This window comes from Sphingomonas sp. BLCC-B65, assembly GCF_028550675.1.
Lineage (GTDB): Bacteria > Actinomycetota > Actinomycetes > Actinomycetales > Microbacteriaceae > Microbacterium.
In genome coordinates this window covers 1,211,879-1,231,208 of sequence record NZ_JAQQGL010000001.1, presented here as the reverse complement: position 1 = coordinate 1,231,208, position 19,330 = coordinate 1,211,879, and the positions used below count along the sequence as shown (strand labels likewise).

Below are 19,330 nucleotides of genomic sequence, written 5' to 3'. Positions count from 1 at the left end.
ACCTCGTTCGCCGTCAGAGGCCTCCATCGGGGTGCGCCCGCGCTCCTGTCGAGGATCAGGAAGCGGGACAGGCGGCGGCGAACGCGCTCAGTGCCGACTGTATCTGCGTGGCAGCGCTCTGCAGCGACTCGAGGCGCGAGAGGTCGCCGCCCGCGATGGCGGACAGGTCGGCGGATGCCGACGTGAACCCCGATCGCAGCGGCGGCAGCAGATCGGCGATGCTGCGGTTGCCCACCGCTCGCGCGGCGTCGTCGAGGCGGGCGGCGACCTCGGTGAACGCGCTGACTGCCGCCGACGGGTCGCCGGCGTCGAGGCGCTGCACCTGGTCGGCGGCGTCCTGGACGCTGGCGCGCACCGTCTCGCACGCCTGGCTCGTCGTCTGCGTATCGCCGCCCGAGGGAGTGGGGCCCGCCCCGCCGTCTGGTGCGCACCCGACGAGGCCGGCCATCGCGGTGACGGTCAGCAAGATCGCGGCGATGCGGCCGATCCGTGTCGTGGCGGTCAACAAGCTCTCTCCTCCGGTCGGGGCTCGCGCAATGTAACAGTTTTGTAAATCGTCCTTCCGAATTGGCCTCGGTGCTTGCGGACGACGCATTCGTAAGGTCTACTAACAAACATGTCCGGATCCGATCTCCCGCGTGGCGCCGTCGATGCGGCACCGCCGGCGCGCTCCGTCGTGCCGGGCCGCGCACTGCGCCATGCGGCGAAGGTGCTGCCGGAGCATGCACGGGCGCACAATCGCGCGCTCGTGCTGCAGACCCTCTTCCACCAGGGTGCCATGAGTCGTGCGGACCTTTCCCGTGAGACGGGTCTGACCCGGGTGACGATCTCCGACCTGGTCGCCGAACTCATCGACGACGGCTACGTGGCCGAGCGCGGGATGCGCGAGGTGACGGGGCCCGGAAAGCCCGCGATCCTCGTCGACCTCGATCGGGAGGGGCACCGCATCGTCGGGCTCGATCTCTCGGGCACCGACCGATTCCTCGGCGCGATCCTCACGCTCGACGGAGAGATCGTCGCGCGTCGGGACGTGACGGTACCGGCGGACCCCGCCGACATCCTCGGCGCCGTCATGGAGCTCGCGCGTCGCCTCGTCGCCGACGCTCATGCCCCGGTGCTCGGTGTCGGTGTCGGCAGCCCCGGCATCGTGGACGATCGCGGCGTCGTTCTCACGGCGCCGAACTTCGGATGGCAGGGCGTCGACCTGGAAGGCGCTCTGCGTGCCGACCTGGGGCTGCCGGTGCTCGTCGCCAACGACGCCAATGCGGCCGTGCTGGCGGAGTACACCTTCGGCGGAGCCGCCGACGACGTGCTGCTGGTCCGCGTGGGCCGCGGCGTCGGGTCGGGCCTGCTCGCGGGTGGTCAGCCCATGGCCGGCAGTCGGTTCGCCGCCGGAGAGATCGGTCACGTCACCGTCGGCACGGACGGCGGCCCGCGATGCGTGTGCGGAAAGGTCGGCTGCCTCGAGGCGTGGCTGTCGGTTCCGGCGCTGGAGGCGCGCGTGGCCGAGCCCGGCGCCGACCGCGACGCGGTGCTGCGCGATGCCGGGGCTCGTCTCGGCATCGCCCTCGCCCCGATCGTGGGCGTCCTCGATCTGTCGGAGATCGTCCTCTCCGGCCGGCCCGATCTTCTCGACGGAACTCTCGCGACCGCGACCGTCGAGACCCTGCGCGCCCGGACGCTCGCCTCGTTCCACGACGGCGTCCAGGTGCGGATGACGGCGCAGGGGGAGGACATCGTCCTCCGCGGCGCGGCCGTCATGGTCCTCTCCGGACAACTCGGGGTGTCCTGACCCCATCACCGCGGGGCACAGCGCCCCGACACCACCAAGAGAGACAAAGGAAGACACCATGAACAAGAAGCTCGGCGCCCTCGCGCTCCTCGGCGCTTCGGCTGTCGTTCTCGCCGGCTGCGCGGCCGGAGACACGGGCGGCAACGACGCCTCCGGCACTCCGGCGCCGGCCCAGCTGCGCGTGTGGCTGAACGGCACCGACACGCCGCAGGATGCCCGCGACTATCTCGTGAAGACCTTCGAAGCCCAGAACCCGGGCTCGACGCTCGTCATCGAGGAGCAGCAGTGGACGGGCCTGGTTGACAAGCTCACCACGAGCCTGTCGTCCAACGACACACCCGACATCGTCGAGATGGGCAACACCCAGTCGCCGGCGTTCACCTCGAGCGGGGCGCTGCTGGACATCTCCGACATCAAGGACGCCATCGGCGGTGACGACCTGCTGCCCGGCTTCGTGGAGGCGGGCTCGTGGGACGGCAAGCTCTACGCCGCGCCGTACTACTCCGGGGCCCGCATCGTGTTCTACAACACGGCCCAGTACGCCACCGCCGGCGTGCAGGTGCCCACGACCCTCGACGAGTACGTGGCCAACGGCGAGAAGCTCGCGCAGGCCCTTCCGGGGGTCTCGGGGGTCTACTTCCCGGGCAAGGACTGGTACAACGCGCTGCCCTTCATCTGGGAGAACGGCGGCGAGATCGCCGTGCAGAAGGACGGCAAGTGGGAGGCGCAGATGTCCAGCGATGCCTCGGTGAAGGGCATCGAGCAGGTGCAGCAGCTGATGACCAAGGCATCGCTCGCCCCGAAGGACGGCGATGAGACCGAGGCCTGGGTTCCGTTCCGCACCGAGAAGGCGGCCACCCTCTCGGCGCCCAGCTGGGCGTACTGGTCGATCGTCGCCGACGAGAACAAGGCCGACACGGCGCTCACCAAGACGGTCGGCTACTACGCGCTCCCGGGCAAGAGCGGCGGCGCCGCGCAGGTGTTCGCGGGCGGTTCCAACATCGGCATCTCGGCCAAGTCGGCGCACCCCGAGCTCGCCAAGAGCGCGTTGGAGATCATGCTCAGCGACGACTACCAGACGCTGCTGGCCAAGGCCGGCCTCGTGCCCGCCAAGAAGGCCCTCGGCAGCCAGGTCGCTGCGGCTACTCCGGAGCTCGCGAAGATCATCTCGGATGCCGCTGCGAATGCGAAGCTGACGCCGGCCTCGCCGAAGTGGGCGGACGTGGAGGCGAAGGGCCTGCTGCAGGACTTCTTCGTCCAGGTCGCGGCCGGCGGTGACGTCAAGACGCTCGCCACGGCTCTCGACGAGCAGATCGATTCCATCCTCAACGGCTGAGTCCGTTCGACTCGTCTGCGTTTCGACTCGTCGCTGCGCTCCTCGCTCAACGACCGGCGGTGGTATCGCCTCCCCGGTCGTTGAGCGGGCGCCGCGAGTCGAGATGCCCCCGACACCCACGAAAGGAGAGCCGGCATGACCACCGCTCACGCGCCCGCGGCATCTCCGCGTCGGCGGCGCCGCGACCGCACGCCGCTGGTCCTGTTGCTGCCCGCCCTGGCGATGCTGCTGGTCTTCATCGGCTGGCCTCTGGTGCAGCTGATCGTCATGTCGTTCGAGAAGTACGGGCGCGAGCAGATCTTCGGCAAGCCGCCCACCTTCGTCTGGTTCGACAACTACGTGCGTGTGCTGACCGACTCCGAGTTCTGGGTCGTCCTGGCCCGCAGCTTCGGGCTGATGGTGGTCTGCGCCGCCGCGACGATGGTGCTCGGGATCGCGATAGCCCTGATGATGAAGTCCCTCGGACGCGTGATGCGCACCGTCGTCTCGGTCGGGCTGCTGCTGGCGTGGGCGATGCCCGCGCTCACCGGCACCATCGTGTGGGGCTGGATCTTCGACACCTCCTACGGCCTCGTCAACTACGCGCTGACGCACATCACGGGGCAGAACTGGATCGGCCACAGCTGGCTGTCCGACCCCCTCAGCTTCTTCGGTGTCGCGGCGATCATCATCACCTGGGGTGCGATCCCGTTCGTCGCGTTCTCCACCTATGCCGGGCTCTCGCAGGTGCCTGACGAGGTGCTCGAGGCGGCATCCCTCGACGGCTCGGGCGCGTGGCAGCGGTTCCGCTTCATCGTCGTGCCCTACATCCGTTCGATCCTGGTCGTGCTGCTCATCCTGCAGGTGATCTGGGACCTCCGCGTTTTCGCCCAGATCTATGCGCTGCAGACCGTCGGCGGCATCCGCGCCGACACCAACACCATCGGCGTCTACATCTACAGCGTCTCGATGGCCACCGGCGACCTCGGTTCGGGAGGGGCGATCTCGGTGATCCTCGTCGTCGTGCTGCTCGCCATCTCCGCTTACTACATCCGCACCATGCTGACCTCGGAGGACGACTGATGAGCGCCCGCACGAGACGCGCCACCGGGCGTGTGCTTCTCAACCTCGCCGCCGTCGTCGTCTTCGTCTGCTCGGTCTTCCCGGTCTACTGGATGGTCAATACCTCCTTCCTGCCCGGCTCGGCCGTCAAGAGCGAGACGCCGCACTTCTGGCCCGACCAGTTCACGCTGCAGAGCTTCCGTGCGGCCTGGGACGGCGGGTTCATGCCGGCGCTGTGGATCTCGCTGGCCGTCACCGTGCTCACCGTCGCCGCGGCCCTGGTCTTCGCCTTCCTCGCCGCCATCGCCATCTCGCGGTACCGCTTCCGTTCCCGCAAGAGCTTCATCGTCGCGATCCTCGTGATCCAGATGATCCCGGCCGAGGCGATGATCATCTCGACCTTCCGCGTGCTCGACGGCTGGCACCTGCTGAACACCGTGATCGGACTGTCGGCGGTGTACATCGCCATGGTGCTGCCCTTCACGATCTGGACGCTGCGCGGTTTCGTCGGCGGCATCCCCGCCGATCTCGAGGAGGCGGCCATGATCGACGGGTGCAGCAGGGGACAGGCCTTCTGGCGTGTGACCTTCCCGCTGCTCGCGCCGGGACTGGTCTCCACCGGGATCTTCGCGTTCATCCAAGCGTGGAACGAGTTCATCTTCGCCCTCGTGATCATGACCCGTCCCGAGGCCCAGACGCTGCCCATCTGGCTGCGCAGCTTCGTCCAGGCGACGAAGGCGACCGACTGGGCCGTCGTCATGGCCGGCTCGACCCTCATGGCGATTCCGGTGATCGTCTTCTTCCTGATCGTGCAGGGCAAGATGACCAGCGGCCTCGTGTCGGGAGCGGTGAAGGGCTGATGCGTCTCGGATTCGACGTCGGGGGCACCAAGACCGACGCCGTGGTCGTCGCGCCCTCCGACCGGGGCGGCGCCGACGTGGCGCACCAGCAGATCCTCGCCCGCGTGCGCCGGGCGACCGGGTGGGGTCCGGATGCCGTGCTCACGACGATCCTCGACGCCGTGGACGAGCTGGCGGCCGCCGTCGGCGTGCACCCCTCGGCCTTCACCTCGCTCGGCGTCGGGATGCCGGGGCAGGTCGCTCCGGGAGGCGCGGTGGTCGCTCATGCGGTGAACCTCGGCATCGACGAGCTCGATCTGGCCCTCGCACTCGGGCCGCGCCTGGGCATTCCGGTGCGTGCTGAGAACGACGTGAAGGCTGCCGCCGTCGGTGCCGCCGCCCTGCGTGGCGCGGACGCGCTGCCGTCGATGGCGTATCTCAACCTCGGCACCGGCATCGCCGCCGGGTTCGTGCACCGCGGCCGACTCTGGCGGGGCGCCCGGGGCGCCGCGGGAGAGGTCGGACACATCTCGGTCGACCCGGCGGGACCCGTCTGCCGCTGCGGGCAGCGCGGTTGCATCGAAGCCTTCAGCGGCGGTGCGGCCGTCGCCGAGCGATGGGGCCGGAGCGCGGCGCTGCCCGTGCGCGACGTGTTCGACGCCGCCGACGCCGGCGATCCGCTCGCGGTGGAGCTGCGCCGCGGGCTCGCATACGGCGTCGCGTCGGCGGTCCGGGTGATCGTGCTGTCCACCGATGTCGATGTCGTCGTGCTGGGGGGAGGCGTCACGGCACTGGGCGACCGTATGCTGAGGCCCGTGCTCGCCGAACTGGACTCCAGCGCCGCGGCATCCCCGTTCCTGCGGTCGCTGCGGCTCAGCGAGCGCGTCGATCTGCTGCCGCCGGGATCGCCCGCGGCGGCACTGGGCGCCGCCATCCTCGGCGCCGAATCAGAGCAGGAGGCTGTTTTCCATGGCTGAAGTCGTCATCGTCCCCTCGGCCGCCGACGCCGGGGCGCTCGTCGCCGATGAGATCGTCCGTCTCATCGCGGCACGCCCGGACGCGGTGCTGGGGCTTGCGACCGGATCGACCCCGCTGCCCGTCTACGAGGCGCTGCGGCCCCGGCTCACCGGCGTCGACGTCTCGCGCGTGCGCGGGTTCGCCCTGGACGAGTACGTGGGCATCGACCCGCGGCATCCGCAGAGCTACCGCTCCGTCATCACGACGGAGGTGGTCGAGCCGCTCGGCCTCGATCCCCAGCGCATCCACACGCCGAACGGCGATCTGGCGACCATCGCGCACGCCGGCGACGACTACGAGCGGGCCATCGCCGACGCGGGCGGCATCGACCTGCAGATCCTCGGGATCGGCACCTCCGGTCACATCGGCTTCAACGAGCCCGGGTCCTCCTTCGCGTCGCGGACGCGCGTGAAGACGCTCATCGAGCAGACCCGACGCGACAACGCCCGCTTCTTCGACTCGATCGACGACGTGCCGATGCACTGCATCACGCAGGGGCTCGGAACGATCCTGTCGGCCCGTCACCTGTTCCTCCTCGCCTTCGGCGAAGGCAAGGCCGGGGCCGTCGCGGGCGCCGTCGAAGGCCCCGTGACGTCGTCGCTGCCGGGGTCGGCGATCCAGCTGCACCCCCACGTGACCGTGGTGGTCGACGAGGCCGCGGGGTCGCGCCTGGAGCATGCCGACTACTATCGCTACGCCTACGCCAACAAGCCGGCCTGGCAGGGCCTCTGACGCGTTCGTCCGTCCCCTCCTGTCGCTTCGCCGCGCCGACAGCGACCCGACGGGACGGACGAGCCGGGGTAGGGTCGGGGCCATGACGGATGCCGAGGTCCGAAAGCCCGTTCCCGCATGGATCTGGGGCGGTGCGCTGCTGGCCGCCAGTGCGGTGGTGCCGACGGGGGTGCGGGCCGTGGCGCCGGGCGGTCTCGGTTCGGGTGTCGCGATCGTGGCCATCGTGCTGTTCGCGGCATCCCTTGTCGTCTTCGCCTTCGGGCTGCGAGGGCGGGGGTCGATCGTCGCACGCCGCCCGTCGGGCGTGGCCGCGCTGCTGGTGCTCGCGATCCTCCCCCCGCTCGTGGGCCTCGCGATCCCCGCCCTCTCGAACGAGCAGGACATCCCGCGCCTGCAGATCCTCTCGGCCGTGCACCTCGCCGTCACCGCCGCCGCGGCTCTCGTCGCCGTCGTCGCGATCGGCCGCGCCGCCGTGATTCCTCGACCGTGGCACTGGGCTCCCGCGTGGGGATTCGCGGCCATGGCGGTCACGTTCGCGCTGCCTCAGATCGCGGCGGTCTCCGCGTCGGGCACGGGTCTCGACGATCTGATGGGACTCTTCGTGCTCGGATCGCTCGTGGCCCTGGCGATGCCGCTGGCACTCGGCATCCTCGCGATGGTGCTGGGTGCGCGGGGCCTGACGGTCGCGAGCGCGCAGATCTATCCTCCGGTCGCCTGATCGCGCGGGCTCAGTCGGTGAAGACCTTGCCCGGATTCAGGATGCCGAGGGGGTCGAACACCCGGGTGATCTGGCGCTGCAGCCGCCACTGGTCCTCGCCGAGCTCGTCGACGAGCCAGCGACGTTTGAGGACGCCGACCCCGTGCTCGCCGGTGAGGGTGCCACCGAGCCGCAGGGCCGAGCGGAACAGCTCATCGGCCGCGCGCCAGACGATCTCGGGCACCTCGTCGCCCTCGAAGACGAAGTTGGGGTGCAGGTTGCCGTCGCCCGCATGGCAGACGGTCGGGATCACGAGGCCGTAGGCGCGCTCGATGCGCGCGATCTCGTCGAACATCGCGGGCAGGGCGCTGCGGGGAACCGACACGTCCTCGATCAGCGTGGTTCCCATCGTCTCCATCGCGGGGTGCATCGAGCGGCGTATCGTCCACAGCAGCTCGGCCTCGGCGTCGTCCCGTGCGGCACGCACGGCGCCTCCGGCCGCCTCGAGGACGGCACCGATCGCCTCGGCGTCTCCGGATGCCGAGGGGCCGTCGGTCTGCACGGTGAGCTGCGCCGCGCCGACCGGAGGAGCGGGCAGCTCGAGCAGGCGGTGCACGGCCGCGAGGCACGCGGCATCCATCAGCTCCATGATCGCGGGCTGCGCGCCCGAGGCGGTCACGGCGGCCGCCGCGGCGGCGCCGGCGCGGACATCGGGGAAGAGGGCCGTGAGGGTGCGTGCCTGCCCCGGGACGAGGCGCCGCAGCTTCAGCGTCGCACCGACCACGACGCCCAGCGTGCCCTCCGAGCCGATGACCAGCGCCGTCAGATCGAGACCGGTCACGCCTTTGACGCTGCGGTGTCCGAGGTGCAGCAGCCGGCCGTCGGAGAGGACGAGGTCGATCCCGAGGACGGCGTCGCGGACGACACCGTACTTCGCGCACAGTAGGCCCCCGGCGCCGGTGGCGATGTTGCCGCCGACCGTCGAGATGGCGCGACTGGCGGGGTCGGGCGCCCACCACAGTCCGTGGGCGGCGAGGGCGTCGTTGAGGTCGGCGTTGAGGATGCCGGGCTCGACCACCGCCAGCAGGTCGTCGTCCCGCACCTCCAGGATCCGGTCCATTCCGCGCATCGACAGCACGATCTCGCCGGCACCGGCGTTCGCGCCGCCCGCGAGGCCCGTGCCCGCCCCGCGCACGACGACGGGCGTGCGCGTCGCCGTCGCGATGCGCATCGTCGCCTGGACGTCGGCGACGGATGCCGCGTGCACGATCGCCACTGGACGTCCCGCGGCCGCGTGGCCGGACTTGTCCGCGCGGGCGGCGTCGAGGGCGGCGGGATCCGTGTCGATGCGGTCGGCGAGCTCGGCGGTGAGCAGGTCGAGGACGGCGCTCATGATCGGGCGCGCCTCACGCGGCGAGTCGGCGTCGACCCGAGACCAGTCCGACGGTCACGGCGACCACCGCATACGCCAGGCCGATCCACGCGTTGCCGCTCGTCCACCAGACGATCGTCGCGGAGGCGTAGACGAGCAGTTCGACGAGCGCCCGCACGAACGGGTGCACGACGAACACGGCGCGCGGTGAGACGAACAGAGCCCAGAGCAGGATCGCGATCACCGGGGCACCGATGCCGGCCACGATGTTCCACGGGAACGGCCAGGCGGTGAAGCCCCAGACCGCCAGGGTGACGAAGGCGAACAGTTCGCAGAGGAAGGCGAGGACATCCACCGCATCCAGCGCAGGGCGCACGCCGGCCGGATGTGCGGCGGCACCGTCGGTCGATCGCGGGGCCTCGGGGGCGGCGGGACGGACGTGCGGCAGCTCGGACATTCCGCCAGTTTACGCGGCCGGGCTGTGGCTCACGTTGGCCGTCAGCCGACGAGGCGCCAGATGTCGGTAACGGTGGCCGGGCCTACGGCGGCGCCTGCCATGTACGCAATCGAGATCTTCGTGAACCAGAAGTCGAGGACGGTGCCCTCGATCGTGACCTCTGCGGTGCCTTCGGCGGACAGGGTGACCCGCGCTCGCTCAACGTCGCCGAACTTCACCGTCACCGTGCTGCCGGGTGCGCCGTTGATCGTCGTCGTTAGCGCGCCGAACAGGTCGTCGTCTGTCGAGATACTCGCCGGACCGAAGGCGGGTGAGCCCTCGGGAAGGACCGGTGTGGGTTCCGGAGTCGGTGTCGGCGTGGGCGTCGGTGTCGGTGTCGGGGTGGGCGTGGGAGTCGGCGTCGGAGTGGGAGTCGGCGTCGGAGTGGGAGTGGGTGTCGGCGTCGGGGTGGGAACGAGCGTCGGCTGCGGCGCCGTCGTCGGAGGCGTCACAGGCCGGCGGGTCGGCGCGGGTTGCGGCTTCGTGTCGGGCGTCGCCGTCGCCGACGGCACCGGCAGCGAGCTGGGGGTCGCAGAGGGGATCGTGCTGGGCGTGGGTGTGCTCGCCGGCAGCGCGGCGCCGGCATCGCCGCTCCCGCCCGCGGAGCCTGCTGCGTCGCCACCCGACCCGTCGCTCGGCGCGGATGCGCTGCTGGCGACCACCTGGGGCACGACGATCACTGCCGCCACCGCGGCCCCGGCCACGAGCACTCCGGCGGCGACGAGACCGACGACGGCGCCGGCTCCGGCGAGCGCGCCGCCGCCCGCAGCAGACCCGGCGGCGCCGGCGGCTCCGGCAGAGCCTCCCGTCCCCCCTGCGCCTCCCGCACCCGCGCCAGCGGCGCCGGCCGTGCCGACGACGGGTGCAGAGCCCGCACCGACGGTCACCGCGCCCGGCATCGTCCCGGACGCGCCCGCCGCGAGCGCGACCAGCGGTGCCGCGCCACCCTGGAGGGTGGCGAGATAGGCGGTGGCGGCACCGGCGCCGATCGTCAGCGGCAGCAGGACCAGGGCGAGGCGGTGCGAGACCTCGGTGGCTTCCGAGGCCACGATCGTGCACCGCGCGCAGTCGGCGAGGTGCGCTTCGAGCTTCTTGTGGTCGCGGGTGCCCAGGTTGTCACGGGCATAGGCGCCGAGCCGTTCGATCGTCCATTGACAGTCCGACCCGTCGGCGACGGTCTGCAGATGCGCCTGGATCCACGCCTCGCGCAGTCCCTCGCGCGCGCGGAAGGCCAGCTGGGCCACCGCCGTCGCCTTCATGCCCAGCAGCGGCGCGATCTCCGCCGGCTTCATCTGTTCGATCTCGGTGTACCAGAGCACCTCCTGCCAGCGGGTCGGCAGGCTCCGGAACGCGCGGTGCGTGAGACTCCGATCGAGCGCCTCGTCGGTTGCGTGCGCGTCGGCATCCGGGTCGGGAAGAGCCTCGAGCTCGTCGATCGCCGTCTCACGCCGGGCGCGGCCCCACCCGGCGGCCGTGTTGCGGATGCTGGTGAACAGGTAAGCGCGGAACGAGCCCGTCGGGCCCCCGCCCTTCGCGATCGCCTGATAGATGCGTGAGTACGCCTCTTGGACGAGGTCGTCGGCATCGAAGCTCGAGGTGATCGACGAGGCGACGGTCAGTCCCGACCGATAGTGGCGGCGCCACAGTTCGGCGAACGCCTGGCGGTCGCCGGCGCGCGTGCGCAGCACGAGGTCGGCGTCGGCGATATCGGCGGGATCGCGGCGCGGTTGATCGGGGGTGTCCATGACGAGAGAGTCCTGTCGGAGTGGGCGTCGTTCGTTCTCACCCAAGAGACGGCCACGGCGGCGGATTATGACGCGGGTCGCGTCAACACGTCTCATTTTCGCAGGTCCGGCTGGGGAACGGCCGATGGCGGCGGAGGGATCGCAACGTCATCGGAAAAAGTTCGAGAAAAATCTCAGAACTCGCGTAATGGATCGCGTGGTGCGCGCTCTCTTGGGGTGAAGGACTTCCCGTCGTGTGCTCTCCAGGGGGATTCAGGAGCAGCGCCGACGGGAACGGCCAGGGGAACGGAGCGATCCGTGGCCAGGACCGGAAGCGCGGGATCTCGGGGGAGGACCTGCGCGGTACCGGTGGAGGGGGTAGAGCGGGGCGGACGGCGCGGGGGCGCCCTCCGCCCCGCTTCTCTCGTCCGGTGCCCGCGGTCAGACGCGGACGCCGTCGACCCACACGGTCTGCACCTGCAGGTTCTCGTCGAGCAGCACGATGTCGGCGACACGACCGCTCTCGACGACGCCGAACCGGTCGTCGACGCCGACGGCGCGGGCAGGAATGCGGGTGAGCGCGTCGACGGCGCTCGTCAGCGCGATGCCGTGGCCGACGGCCAGGCGCAGGGCGGCGTCCTGGGTGAGCGTCGAGCCGGCGATGGCGCCCCCCTCATCGAGGCGGGCGGTGCCGTCGGTGACCGTCACGGCGAGCCCGCCGAGTTCGTAGTGCCCGTCGGCGGCACCGGCGGCGGCCATCGCGTCGGTGATGAGCGCGACCCGATCGGGGGCCTGCGCGAACGCGAGTGCCACGACATCCGGGTGCACATGCACGCCGTCGGCGATGATCTCCAACGTCACCCGCTCGTCACGCAGCGCTGCGACGACCGGCCCGGGTTCGCGGTGGTGGATGCCGGGCATGGCGTTGAACGCGTGCGTGAGGATGGTCGCTCCGGCGTCGAAGGCGGCGAAGGCTTCGTCCTCGGTGGCGTTCGTGTGGCCGACCGCCACCGCGACGCCCGCGGCCACCAACTGCGACACCGCCGCCAGCGCGCCCGGCAGCTCGGGAGCCAGGGTCACCTGTCGGACGGTGCCCCGCCCCGCCTCCAGCAGCCGGCCGACCGCGGCGGCATCCGGCGGCCGGAGGAGGCTGAGGGTGTGCGCCCCCTTGTGGCCCGGATCGAGGAAGGGGCCTTCGAGGTGCGAGCCGAGGATCGTCGCGTCGTCATCGACGAGATCGGCGATCACCGCCACGCGGGCGGCGAGATCGTCGAGCGCTGCCGTGACGAGCGAGAGCACCGCGCGGGTGGTTCCGTGCGCACGGTGCATCGCCCGCGCCGTGGCGATCGCCTCGGCGCCGTCGTCGAACGAGGCGCCCCCGCCTCCGTGACCGTGGATGTCGATGAACCCGGGCGTCACCACCCCTCCCGCGGCGTCGATCACGTGGGCCGCCGTCAGGGCGCGCCACGTCGTGCCCGTCCCGCGGCCGTCGATGACGCCATCGGTGAAGGCGATCCAGGCGTCGGGGGTGAGCATTCCCGCAGAGACGAGACGGGCCGAATGGATGACGGTGGTCATGTGGTGTCCCCTCGTGCGGTGATCGCCTCCATCGGCGTCCATTCGATCTCGGGCAGCGCGGTGAAGCGGATGCCGAGTGCCGTCCACAGAGGCCCGAGCCCGCCCACGCGGGACCGGAACGATTCCCATGTTCGCAGAGGGAGGCTTTCCCATGCCGGGGACCACGCCGCTTCCGCGGCGGCGGCGATGCGCGGGAATGCGAGCGCGTCGATGTCGGCAGGCGTCCGAGCGGTCTCGCTCCACAGCGGCGCCTCCACGCCGAGGATCTGCGTCTCGTCGATGCCGTCGATGACGGCGGTCGGCTCCCACTCGTAGGCGCGACGGGCACTCGTGACCCCGCGTGCCCACGTCAGCCCGAGCGGTGAGTCGGGGTCGAACTTCATATCGAGGTAGATCGCATCGGCGGGCGAGAGGATGACCCGCCCGCCGCGACGGACGAAGCCCCGGGTCTTCTCGTCCATGCCGTCCGTCGGCGACACGAAGCCCCAGTACTGACCGACGGTTCCTTCCGCGACCCTGCCCGAGACTCCGGCCTCATGCCAGGCGATGGCGGTCTTGCCGGTCTCGACCACGAGCCGTGAGACGCGCTCGATGTAGTGGTCGTAGTCATCGGCATCCGTCCCCAACGCCTCGTCGCCGCCGATGTGCAGGTACGGACCGGGTGTCAGCGCCGCCAGCTCGGTGAGGACGTCTGCGAGGAAGGTGTACGTCTGCTCGTCGCGGATGCGCAACGACGAGAAACCCACCCCGATGCCTTCATAGGCGACACCGCTGACCGGCAGGTCGGTGCCGTCCTGCTCCGCCTGCTGCTGCAGCTGCGCGCTGATCACCGGCGGCGCGCACAGCTCGGGGTAGGCGAGGGAGACGGCGTGGGTGTGGCTGGGGCCGTCGATCTCGGGCACGACGACCATGTGGCGGCGGCTGGCGTACGCGACGATGGCGCGGTAGTCGTCGTGGGTGTAGAAGCCACCGCCGTCGGCGCCGACCGAGCTCGTGGCTGCCCTCTCCGTGAGCCGGCGGCGGGAGTGCATCTCGATGCGCCATCCCTGGTCGTCGGTGAGGTGCAGATGCAGAACGTTGAACTTCAAGCCCGCAGCGCGGTCGATGTAGCCGCACACCGTCGCGACGTCGAGGAAGTGACGGGCGACGTCGAGCATGACGCCGCGGTACGCGAACCGGGGTGCGTCCTCGATCTCCATCGCCGGAACGCCCCAGCCCGAGGCGTCCGCCGTGATCGCCTGCGCGAGAGTCTGCACGCCGTAGAAGAGGCCCGCGGCATCCGCACCCGCCACGTGCACGGCGTCGACGTCGCTGCGCAGCCGATACGACTCGGCGGGGCCGTCGTGGTCGAGGCTCAGTCGGATCTGTCGCCGCCCGCCGTCCGCGGGTGTCGAGGGAGGCAGATGGATGCCGATGCGCGCAGCGATCAGCCGGCGCAGCTCGGCGGCGGCGTCGGAGAGGGCCTCGGCATCCGTCGCCATCACGAGCGCGACGTCGCCTGCCAGGGCGAACGCGCGGCCGTCGCCGACGGTCAGGTGCGCGGGTGCGGGGACGAGGGAGGGCTGCGACACGGTGGCTCCATTCTGCGTGGCGGCCGGGACCGGGACCAGGGGGTACTCCGGTTGTGTTAGGAGTCTTAACAAATATGGCAACGCCAGCCTAGCCGTGTGCCTGCGGCGTCGCATCCGATATGCTCGCACTGTCGCGACTGGCGTTGAGGTGGGTCACCATCGGGGAGCGGCGAACACGGCAATCGACCGCACGCCTGGGCCGGCCTTCGTTTGATTCATCGGCGTGCGCCCAGCGCACACCGGCATCCACCCGACGAATGGCAGGAGACCGTCATGACCGATCCGTACTTCAACGCCCCGCTCGCCGAGGTCGACCCCGAGATCGCCCAGGTGCTCGAGCGCGAGCTCGAGCGTCAGCGCGACTACCTCGAGATGATCGCCTCGGAGAACTTCGTTCCCGTCTCGGTGCTGCAGTCGCAGGGCTCGGTGCTGACGAACAAGTACGCCGAGGGGTACCCCGGCCGTCGTTACTACGGCGGGTGCGAAGAGGTGGACGTCGCCGAAGAGCTCGCCATCCAGCGCGCCAAGGCGCTGTTCGGCGCCGAGTTCGCGAACGTCCAGCCCCACTCGGGGGCCTCCGCCAACGCTGCCGTGCTGCACGCGATCGCTCGCCCGGGCGACACGCTGCTGGGTCTGTCGCTGGATCACGGCGGGCATCTGACGCACGGCATGAAGATCAACTTCTCCGGCCGGCTGTACAACATCGTCGCCTACGGTGTCGACCCGGAGACGTCGACGATCGACATGGACGAGGTCGAGCGCCTCGCCGTCGAGCACCAGCCGAAGGTCATCATCGCCGGCTGGTCGGCCTATCCGCGCCAGCTCGACTTCGCCCGCTTCCGCGCCATCGCCGACAAGGTCGGCGCGTTGCTGTGGGTCGACATGGCGCACTTCGCCGGTCTCGTCGCCGCGGGCCTGCACCCCTCCCCGGTGCCGCACGCGCACGTGGTGAGCTCCACCGTGCACAAGACCATCGGCGGACCGCGCTCGGGCTTCATCCTGACCAACGACGCCGACATCGCCAAGAAGATCAACTCGGCGGTCTTCCCCGGCCAGCAGGGCGGCCCGCTCATGCACGTGATCGCCGCGAAGGCCACGGCGTTCAAGCTCGCCGCGACCCCCGAGTTCCGCGAGCGTCAGGAGCGCGTCATCCGCGGCGCGGCGATCCTCGCCGACCGGCTCTCGCAGCAGGACGTGAAGGATGCCGGGATCTCCGTGCGTTCGGGCGGCACCGACGTGCACCTCGTGCTCGTCGACCTCCGCGACGCGGCGATCGACGGCAAGCAGGCCGAAGACCTGCTGCACGAGATCCACATCACGGTCAACCGCAACGCGGTGCCCAACGACCCGCGTCCGCCCATGGTGACGTCGGGCCTGCGCATCGGCACCCCGGCGCTCGCGACCCGTGGCTTCGGTGACGCGGAGTTCACCGAGGTCGCCGACATCATCGCGCTCGCGCTGCTGCCAGACGCGGATGTCGAGTCGCTGCGCACGCGCGTGGCCGCGCTGACCGCCGCCTTCCCGCTGTACCCCGGCCTCGCCCAGTAACGGCTCGCCATCCCGGCATCCCCTGTCTGCGAGACACCGCCTTCGCACCGAGAAACCGTCTGGCGACGTGTGTCTCGGGGCGGGAGTGGTGTCTCGCGGGACGATTTCTGAGGAGAGAACATGACGGCACAGAAGCTCGACGGCCGCGCGACGGCCGCGGCCATCAAGGCGGAGCTCGCCGAGCGCGTCGCGAAACTGAAGGCGCACGGCGTCACACCGGGCATCGCCACGGTGCTGGTGGGGGCCGACCCGGCATCGCAGCTGTACGTCGGGATGAAGCACCGTGAGTCCGAGGCGATCGGCATGAACTCGATTCAGGTCGAGCTGCCGGCCGACGCCACGCAAGCCGACGTCGAGGCCGAGATCGACCGCCTCAACGCCGACCCGACCTGCCACGGCTACATCGTGCAGCTGCCGCTGCCGCGTCACCTCGACACGGATCGCATCCTGGAGCGGATCGATCCGGCCAAGGATGCCGACGGCCTGCACCCGACCAACCTCGGCAAGCTCGTGCTGAACGTCAACGACGAGATCACCTCGCCGCTGCCGTGCACGCCGCGCGCCGTGATCGAGCTGCTGGAGCGCAACGGCTTCACCCTCGCGGGCACGCATGTCGTGGTCGTCGGCCGCGGGGTCACGATCGGCCGCTCGATCGGCCTGCTGCTGACCCGTCGCGCCGTCAACGCGACGGTCACCCTCACGCACACCGGCACGCGCGACCTGCCGTCGTACCTGCGCCAGGCCGACGTGATCGTCGGCGCCGCGGGCGTCAAGCACCTCGTGCGCCCGGAGGACGTGAAGCCCGGCGCCGCCGTGCTCGACGTCGGCGTGACCCGCGAGAGCGACCCCGAGACCGGCAAGGCGAAGGTCTACGGCGACATCGCGCCGGGCGTGGAGGAGGTCGCCGGGTGGCTGTCGCCGAACCCGGGCGGCGTCGGGCCGATGACCGTCGCCCTGCTCATGACCAACGTCGTCGAGGCGGCCGAGCGCAGCATTCGGGCCTGATCGCCGGCGGCGCGCGGCTGCCGCGCCATCCGTCCGCGCGGAGCGGGCGCGTCAGCCGCGCGCGCCGCGCAGGTGCTCCTGGACGAGCGCGTCGTGCTCTTCGTCGGTGAGGGCGTCGTAGCCGGCGGCTTCGACGCGGTCGCGGCGTCCCCACCGCACCAGCAGGATGATCAGGATCGGCACGTCGGCGACCTCGGCGATGAACCAGAGCAGATCGCCGGCGAGGTGCTGATCGTGCAGCGGATTCGGCCACCACGCCGCACCCGCGGCGGCTGCCACGCCGTCGACGACCGTGTCGTTCAGGCGCAGGAGGATGCCGGGGATGGAGTCGATGACGAGTTCCACGAAGGCCAGCAGGAACTCGACCGCGAGGAACGTGCTGGTGTGGATGCCGGTGAGTGCCATCAGGGGCACCACGAGCAGCAGCCCGACCACGAGCGAGACGAGCCCGAGCGCCTCGCCGATCACGGGCGAGGTGCGGAGAACTCCCGCGAGCGGCGTGAGGAACACGCAGAAGATCGCCGCGACGAAGATCGTGGCGAACATCGCGTTGCCGAGAACCCGGAACACGCGACCGTCGAGCACGGCGTCCAGGCGCTGGCGACCGGCATCCGACAGGCCCGCGCGCAGCAGATCGAGCGGACGGCCGAGGGAGATGAGACCCGGGACGGCCATGAGCAGCAGCGCGATGCGGGCGACGAACGCCCAGCGGAGCTCGGCCGACCAGGTGCCGAGGAAGCCGAGTTCCACCACGGCGTATGAGCCGAGCCCGAGGGTGAAGAAGAGCACCGTGCGATGGGGCGGCCACGGGGTGCCGCGCTGCCGAGCGCGTCGCAGCCCGAGGGCGTAGAGAAGCGCCGCGCCGGCCAGGGCCGCGAGCGTCACGGGGTCGGCGCGCCAGGTCGTCAGCAGAGCATCGATGGGAGGCGTGGCCTCAGCGTACGACCGGCGGCTATGCGTGCGCGGTGAACGCGTACCACGACAATCTGATTGTGTAACAATGTTCCTGTGAGTCGTCCCCTCTCCATCGCCGCCGTCCTCGTTGCGGCACTCTGCTTCGCCACGACGGGCACATCGCGGGCGCTCGCCGACGTGGACGCCGATGCCCTCTCGATCGGCGCGGCGCGCGTGCTCATCGGGGGTGGGCTGCTGGGCGCCATCGCCCTCGTGGCGCGGTCACGGCGCGCCGCTGCGCCGCACGTGGAGACCCGCCCCGCCCGCCAGACGGTCTCCACGTTCGTCATCGTGCTCGTCGGTGCCGCGGGGGTGCTCGCGTACCAACCGACGTTCTTCTCGGGAACCGGTCTCAACGGCGTCGCCGTCGGCACGGTCGTGGCGCTCGGCTCGGCGCCCATCGTCACCGGCGTTCTCGACAGCGTGCTGCGCCGACGACGGCCGAGCCTGCGGTGGAGCCTGGCGACGACCGTCGCGATCGTCGGTGTCGTGCTGGTGTCGGGCGTGGTCAGCGACGGCTCCGCCGCGCCGGCCAGCGCCCTGGGCGTTGTCGCCTCGGTGGGCGCCGGCGCGTCGTACGCGCTCTACGCGATCGCCAGCAAGATGCTGCTCGACCGCGGGTGGACGGCGCCGGCGTCGATGGGTGCCGTATTCGGAACCGCCGCGGTGCTGAGCCTGCCCGTGTTGCTGTCGACCTCGACCGCGTGGCTCGGGACGGCCAACGGCGCGGCGCTCGCCCTGTGGCTCGGCGTCGTCACGGTCACGATCGCCTATCTCCTGTTCGGCGCGGGGCTTCGCGGCCTGAGCCCGGCGACCGTCTCGACCCTCACGCTCGCCGAGCCGCTCGCGGCCACGGTGCTCGGCCTCGTGGTCTTGCACGAGCAGCTCTCCGCCGTCTCGGTGGCCGGGCTCATCGTCATCGCGGTGGGGCTCGCGCTGGTCGCCGCCCCGGTGCGCGCGCGGAGCGACGGTGTCTCCGCGCCGGCGTGACGGTTCGCCGCGGCCGACGGCGGACGTGCGCGTCGCCGACGCGCTGCGCGGCGAGATCCTGAGCGGAGCGCTGGCACCGGGCGCGCCGCTGCGCGAGGAGGAGATCGCCCGGGCGCACGATGTCTCGCGCCATACCGTGCGGGCGGCTCTGGCGGCGCTCGGCGCCGAGCGCCTCGTCCAGCTCGTCCCCTACGCCGGCGCCCGGGTCTCGGCGCTCGACGACGACGATCTGCGGGGACTCCAGCAGCTGCGGGCGGCGCTGGAGACCGAGGCCGTGCGCCTCATCGCCGAGGCGCAGGGCTCGGTGTGGTCGCCTGCGACGCGCGCGACGATCGAGGCCGCGATCGATGACCTCGCCGATGCCGAGGCCCGCGCCGACTGGCCCGCGACGATCCGCGCGCACGCCGCTGTCCATCGCGCGATCGTCGAGGTCGCCGACAGTCCTCGTATCGCGCAGGCACACGCGGCGCTCGAGTCGGAGGTGCTGCTCCTGCTGACGCATGTCCGTCCCCACTACGCGCCGGGTGCGCTCGCCGCCGAGCATCGCGCCTACCTCGACACGCTGCCCCGCGACGGGGGAGCGGCCGTCCGCGCGCATCTCGACCACTCGACGCAGCTCATCCGCGCCGCCCGCTGAG

Annotated in this window: 18 protein-coding genes and 1 riboswitch; of the genes, 11 read left to right on the top strand and 7 right to left on the bottom strand. The window is 71.1% G+C overall.

Annotation, left to right across the window (positions count from 1 at the left end):
- Nucleotides 1-55: 55 nt before the first annotated feature.
- A complete protein-coding gene (locus PP359_RS05975) occupies nucleotides 56-505 on the bottom strand; it encodes a hypothetical protein (RefSeq protein ID WP_499250101.1) in 450 nt (149 codons plus the stop codon).
- 111 nt (nucleotides 506-616) lie between these two features.
- Here PP359_RS05975 and PP359_RS05970 point away from each other — a divergent pair, with 111 nt between their 5' ends.
- From PP359_RS05970 to PP359_RS05940, 7 genes are all read left to right on the top strand, one after another.
- Nucleotides 617-1,792, top strand: coding sequence for an ROK family transcriptional regulator (locus PP359_RS05970; RefSeq protein ID WP_499250100.1), 1,176 nt, complete (start codon nucleotides 617-619; stop codon nucleotides 1,790-1,792).
- 58 nt (nucleotides 1,793-1,850) lie between these two features.
- On the top strand, nucleotides 1,851-3,128 hold the full coding sequence (locus PP359_RS05965) for an extracellular solute-binding protein (RefSeq protein WP_036317935.1): 1,278 nt from the start codon (nucleotides 1,851-1,853) through the stop codon (nucleotides 3,126-3,128).
- A 135-nt stretch (nucleotides 3,129-3,263) separates the two neighbouring features.
- Nucleotides 3,264-4,190 carry a carbohydrate ABC transporter permease gene (locus PP359_RS05960; protein ID WP_499250099.1) on the top strand — a complete coding sequence of 309 codons (927 nt, stop codon included), beginning with the start codon at nucleotides 3,264-3,266 and terminating at the stop codon, nucleotides 4,188-4,190.
- Nucleotides 4,190-5,029, top strand: a complete 840-nt coding sequence (locus tag PP359_RS05955; RefSeq protein ID WP_036317939.1) for a carbohydrate ABC transporter permease — start codon at nucleotides 4,190-4,192, stop codon at nucleotides 5,027-5,029. Before PP359_RS05960 ends, PP359_RS05955 begins: the two co-directional genes overlap by 1 nt.
- Nucleotides 5,029-5,985: an ROK family protein gene (locus PP359_RS05950; protein WP_499250098.1), complete on the top strand. Its 957-nt coding sequence runs from the start codon at nucleotides 5,029-5,031 to the stop codon at nucleotides 5,983-5,985. Before PP359_RS05955 ends, PP359_RS05950 begins: the two co-directional genes overlap by 1 nt.
- Entirely contained in the window at nucleotides 5,978-6,757 is a 780-nt protein-coding gene (locus tag PP359_RS05945) for a glucosamine-6-phosphate deaminase (protein ID WP_499250097.1), read from the top strand. Before PP359_RS05950 ends, PP359_RS05945 begins: the two co-directional genes overlap by 8 nt.
- Before the next feature lie 82 nt (nucleotides 6,758-6,839).
- Nucleotides 6,840-7,475, top strand: a complete 636-nt coding sequence (locus PP359_RS05940; RefSeq protein ID WP_499250096.1) for a hypothetical protein — start codon at nucleotides 6,840-6,842, stop codon at nucleotides 7,473-7,475.
- 10 nt (nucleotides 7,476-7,485) lie between these two features.
- Here PP359_RS05940 and PP359_RS05935 read toward each other — a convergent pair whose 3' ends face one another.
- From PP359_RS05935 to PP359_RS05915, 5 genes are all read right to left on the bottom strand, one after another.
- On the bottom strand, nucleotides 7,486-8,847 hold the full coding sequence (locus PP359_RS05935; RefSeq protein WP_499250095.1) for an FAD-binding oxidoreductase: 1,362 nt from the start codon (nucleotides 8,845-8,847) through the stop codon (nucleotides 7,486-7,488).
- Between the two features lie 13 nt (nucleotides 8,848-8,860).
- A complete protein-coding gene (locus PP359_RS05930) occupies nucleotides 8,861-9,283 on the bottom strand; it encodes a YrdB family protein (RefSeq protein ID WP_499250094.1) in 423 nt (140 codons plus the stop codon).
- A 41-nt stretch (nucleotides 9,284-9,324) separates the two neighbouring features.
- Nucleotides 9,325-11,067: a sigma-70 family RNA polymerase sigma factor gene (locus tag PP359_RS05925; protein ID WP_499250093.1), complete on the bottom strand. Its 1,743-nt coding sequence runs from the start codon at nucleotides 11,065-11,067 to the stop codon at nucleotides 9,325-9,327.
- 420 nt (nucleotides 11,068-11,487) lie between these two features.
- A complete protein-coding gene (gene nagA, locus PP359_RS05920; protein WP_499250092.1) occupies nucleotides 11,488-12,624 on the bottom strand; it encodes an N-acetylglucosamine-6-phosphate deacetylase in 1,137 nt (378 codons plus the stop codon).
- The gene (locus tag PP359_RS05915) at nucleotides 12,621-14,195 is read right to left on the bottom strand and encodes a beta-N-acetylhexosaminidase (protein WP_499250091.1); all 1,575 of its coding nucleotides are present in this window, start codon (nucleotides 14,193-14,195) and stop codon (nucleotides 12,621-12,623) included. The genes nagA and PP359_RS05915 overlap by 4 nt, the downstream gene beginning before the upstream one ends.
- A gap of 123 nt (nucleotides 14,196-14,318) precedes the next feature.
- Nucleotides 14,319-14,402: riboswitch (ZMP/ZTP riboswitch) on the top strand.
- A gap of 66 nt (nucleotides 14,403-14,468) precedes the next feature.
- Between PP359_RS05915 and glyA the strand changes: the two genes are divergently transcribed.
- Entirely contained in the window at nucleotides 14,469-15,743 is a 1,275-nt protein-coding gene (glyA, locus tag PP359_RS05910; RefSeq protein WP_499250090.1) for a serine hydroxymethyltransferase, read from the top strand.
- Nucleotides 15,744-15,863: 120 nt separating this feature from the next.
- On the top strand, nucleotides 15,864-16,748 hold the full coding sequence (locus PP359_RS05905; protein WP_112932522.1) for a bifunctional methylenetetrahydrofolate dehydrogenase/methenyltetrahydrofolate cyclohydrolase: 885 nt from the start codon (nucleotides 15,864-15,866) through the stop codon (nucleotides 16,746-16,748).
- Nucleotides 16,749-16,799: 51 nt separating this feature from the next.
- Here PP359_RS05905 and PP359_RS05900 read toward each other — a convergent pair whose 3' ends face one another.
- Nucleotides 16,800-17,633 (bottom strand): cytochrome c oxidase assembly protein, encoded by an 834-nt coding sequence (locus tag PP359_RS05900; protein WP_499250089.1) that lies wholly within the window; start codon nucleotides 17,631-17,633, stop codon nucleotides 16,800-16,802.
- A gap of 123 nt (nucleotides 17,634-17,756) precedes the next feature.
- On the opposite strand from PP359_RS05900, the gene PP359_RS05895 reads away from it, so the two are divergent.
- Nucleotides 17,757-18,692, top strand: coding sequence for a DMT family transporter (locus PP359_RS05895; RefSeq protein ID WP_499250088.1), 936 nt, complete (start codon nucleotides 17,757-17,759; stop codon nucleotides 18,690-18,692).
- Nucleotides 18,673-19,329 carry a GntR family transcriptional regulator gene (locus PP359_RS05890; RefSeq protein WP_499250087.1) on the top strand — a complete coding sequence of 219 codons (657 nt, stop codon included), beginning with the start codon at nucleotides 18,673-18,675 and terminating at the stop codon, nucleotides 19,327-19,329. Before PP359_RS05895 ends, PP359_RS05890 begins: the two co-directional genes overlap by 20 nt.
- The last annotated feature ends 1 nt before the right edge of the window (nucleotide 19,330 follow it).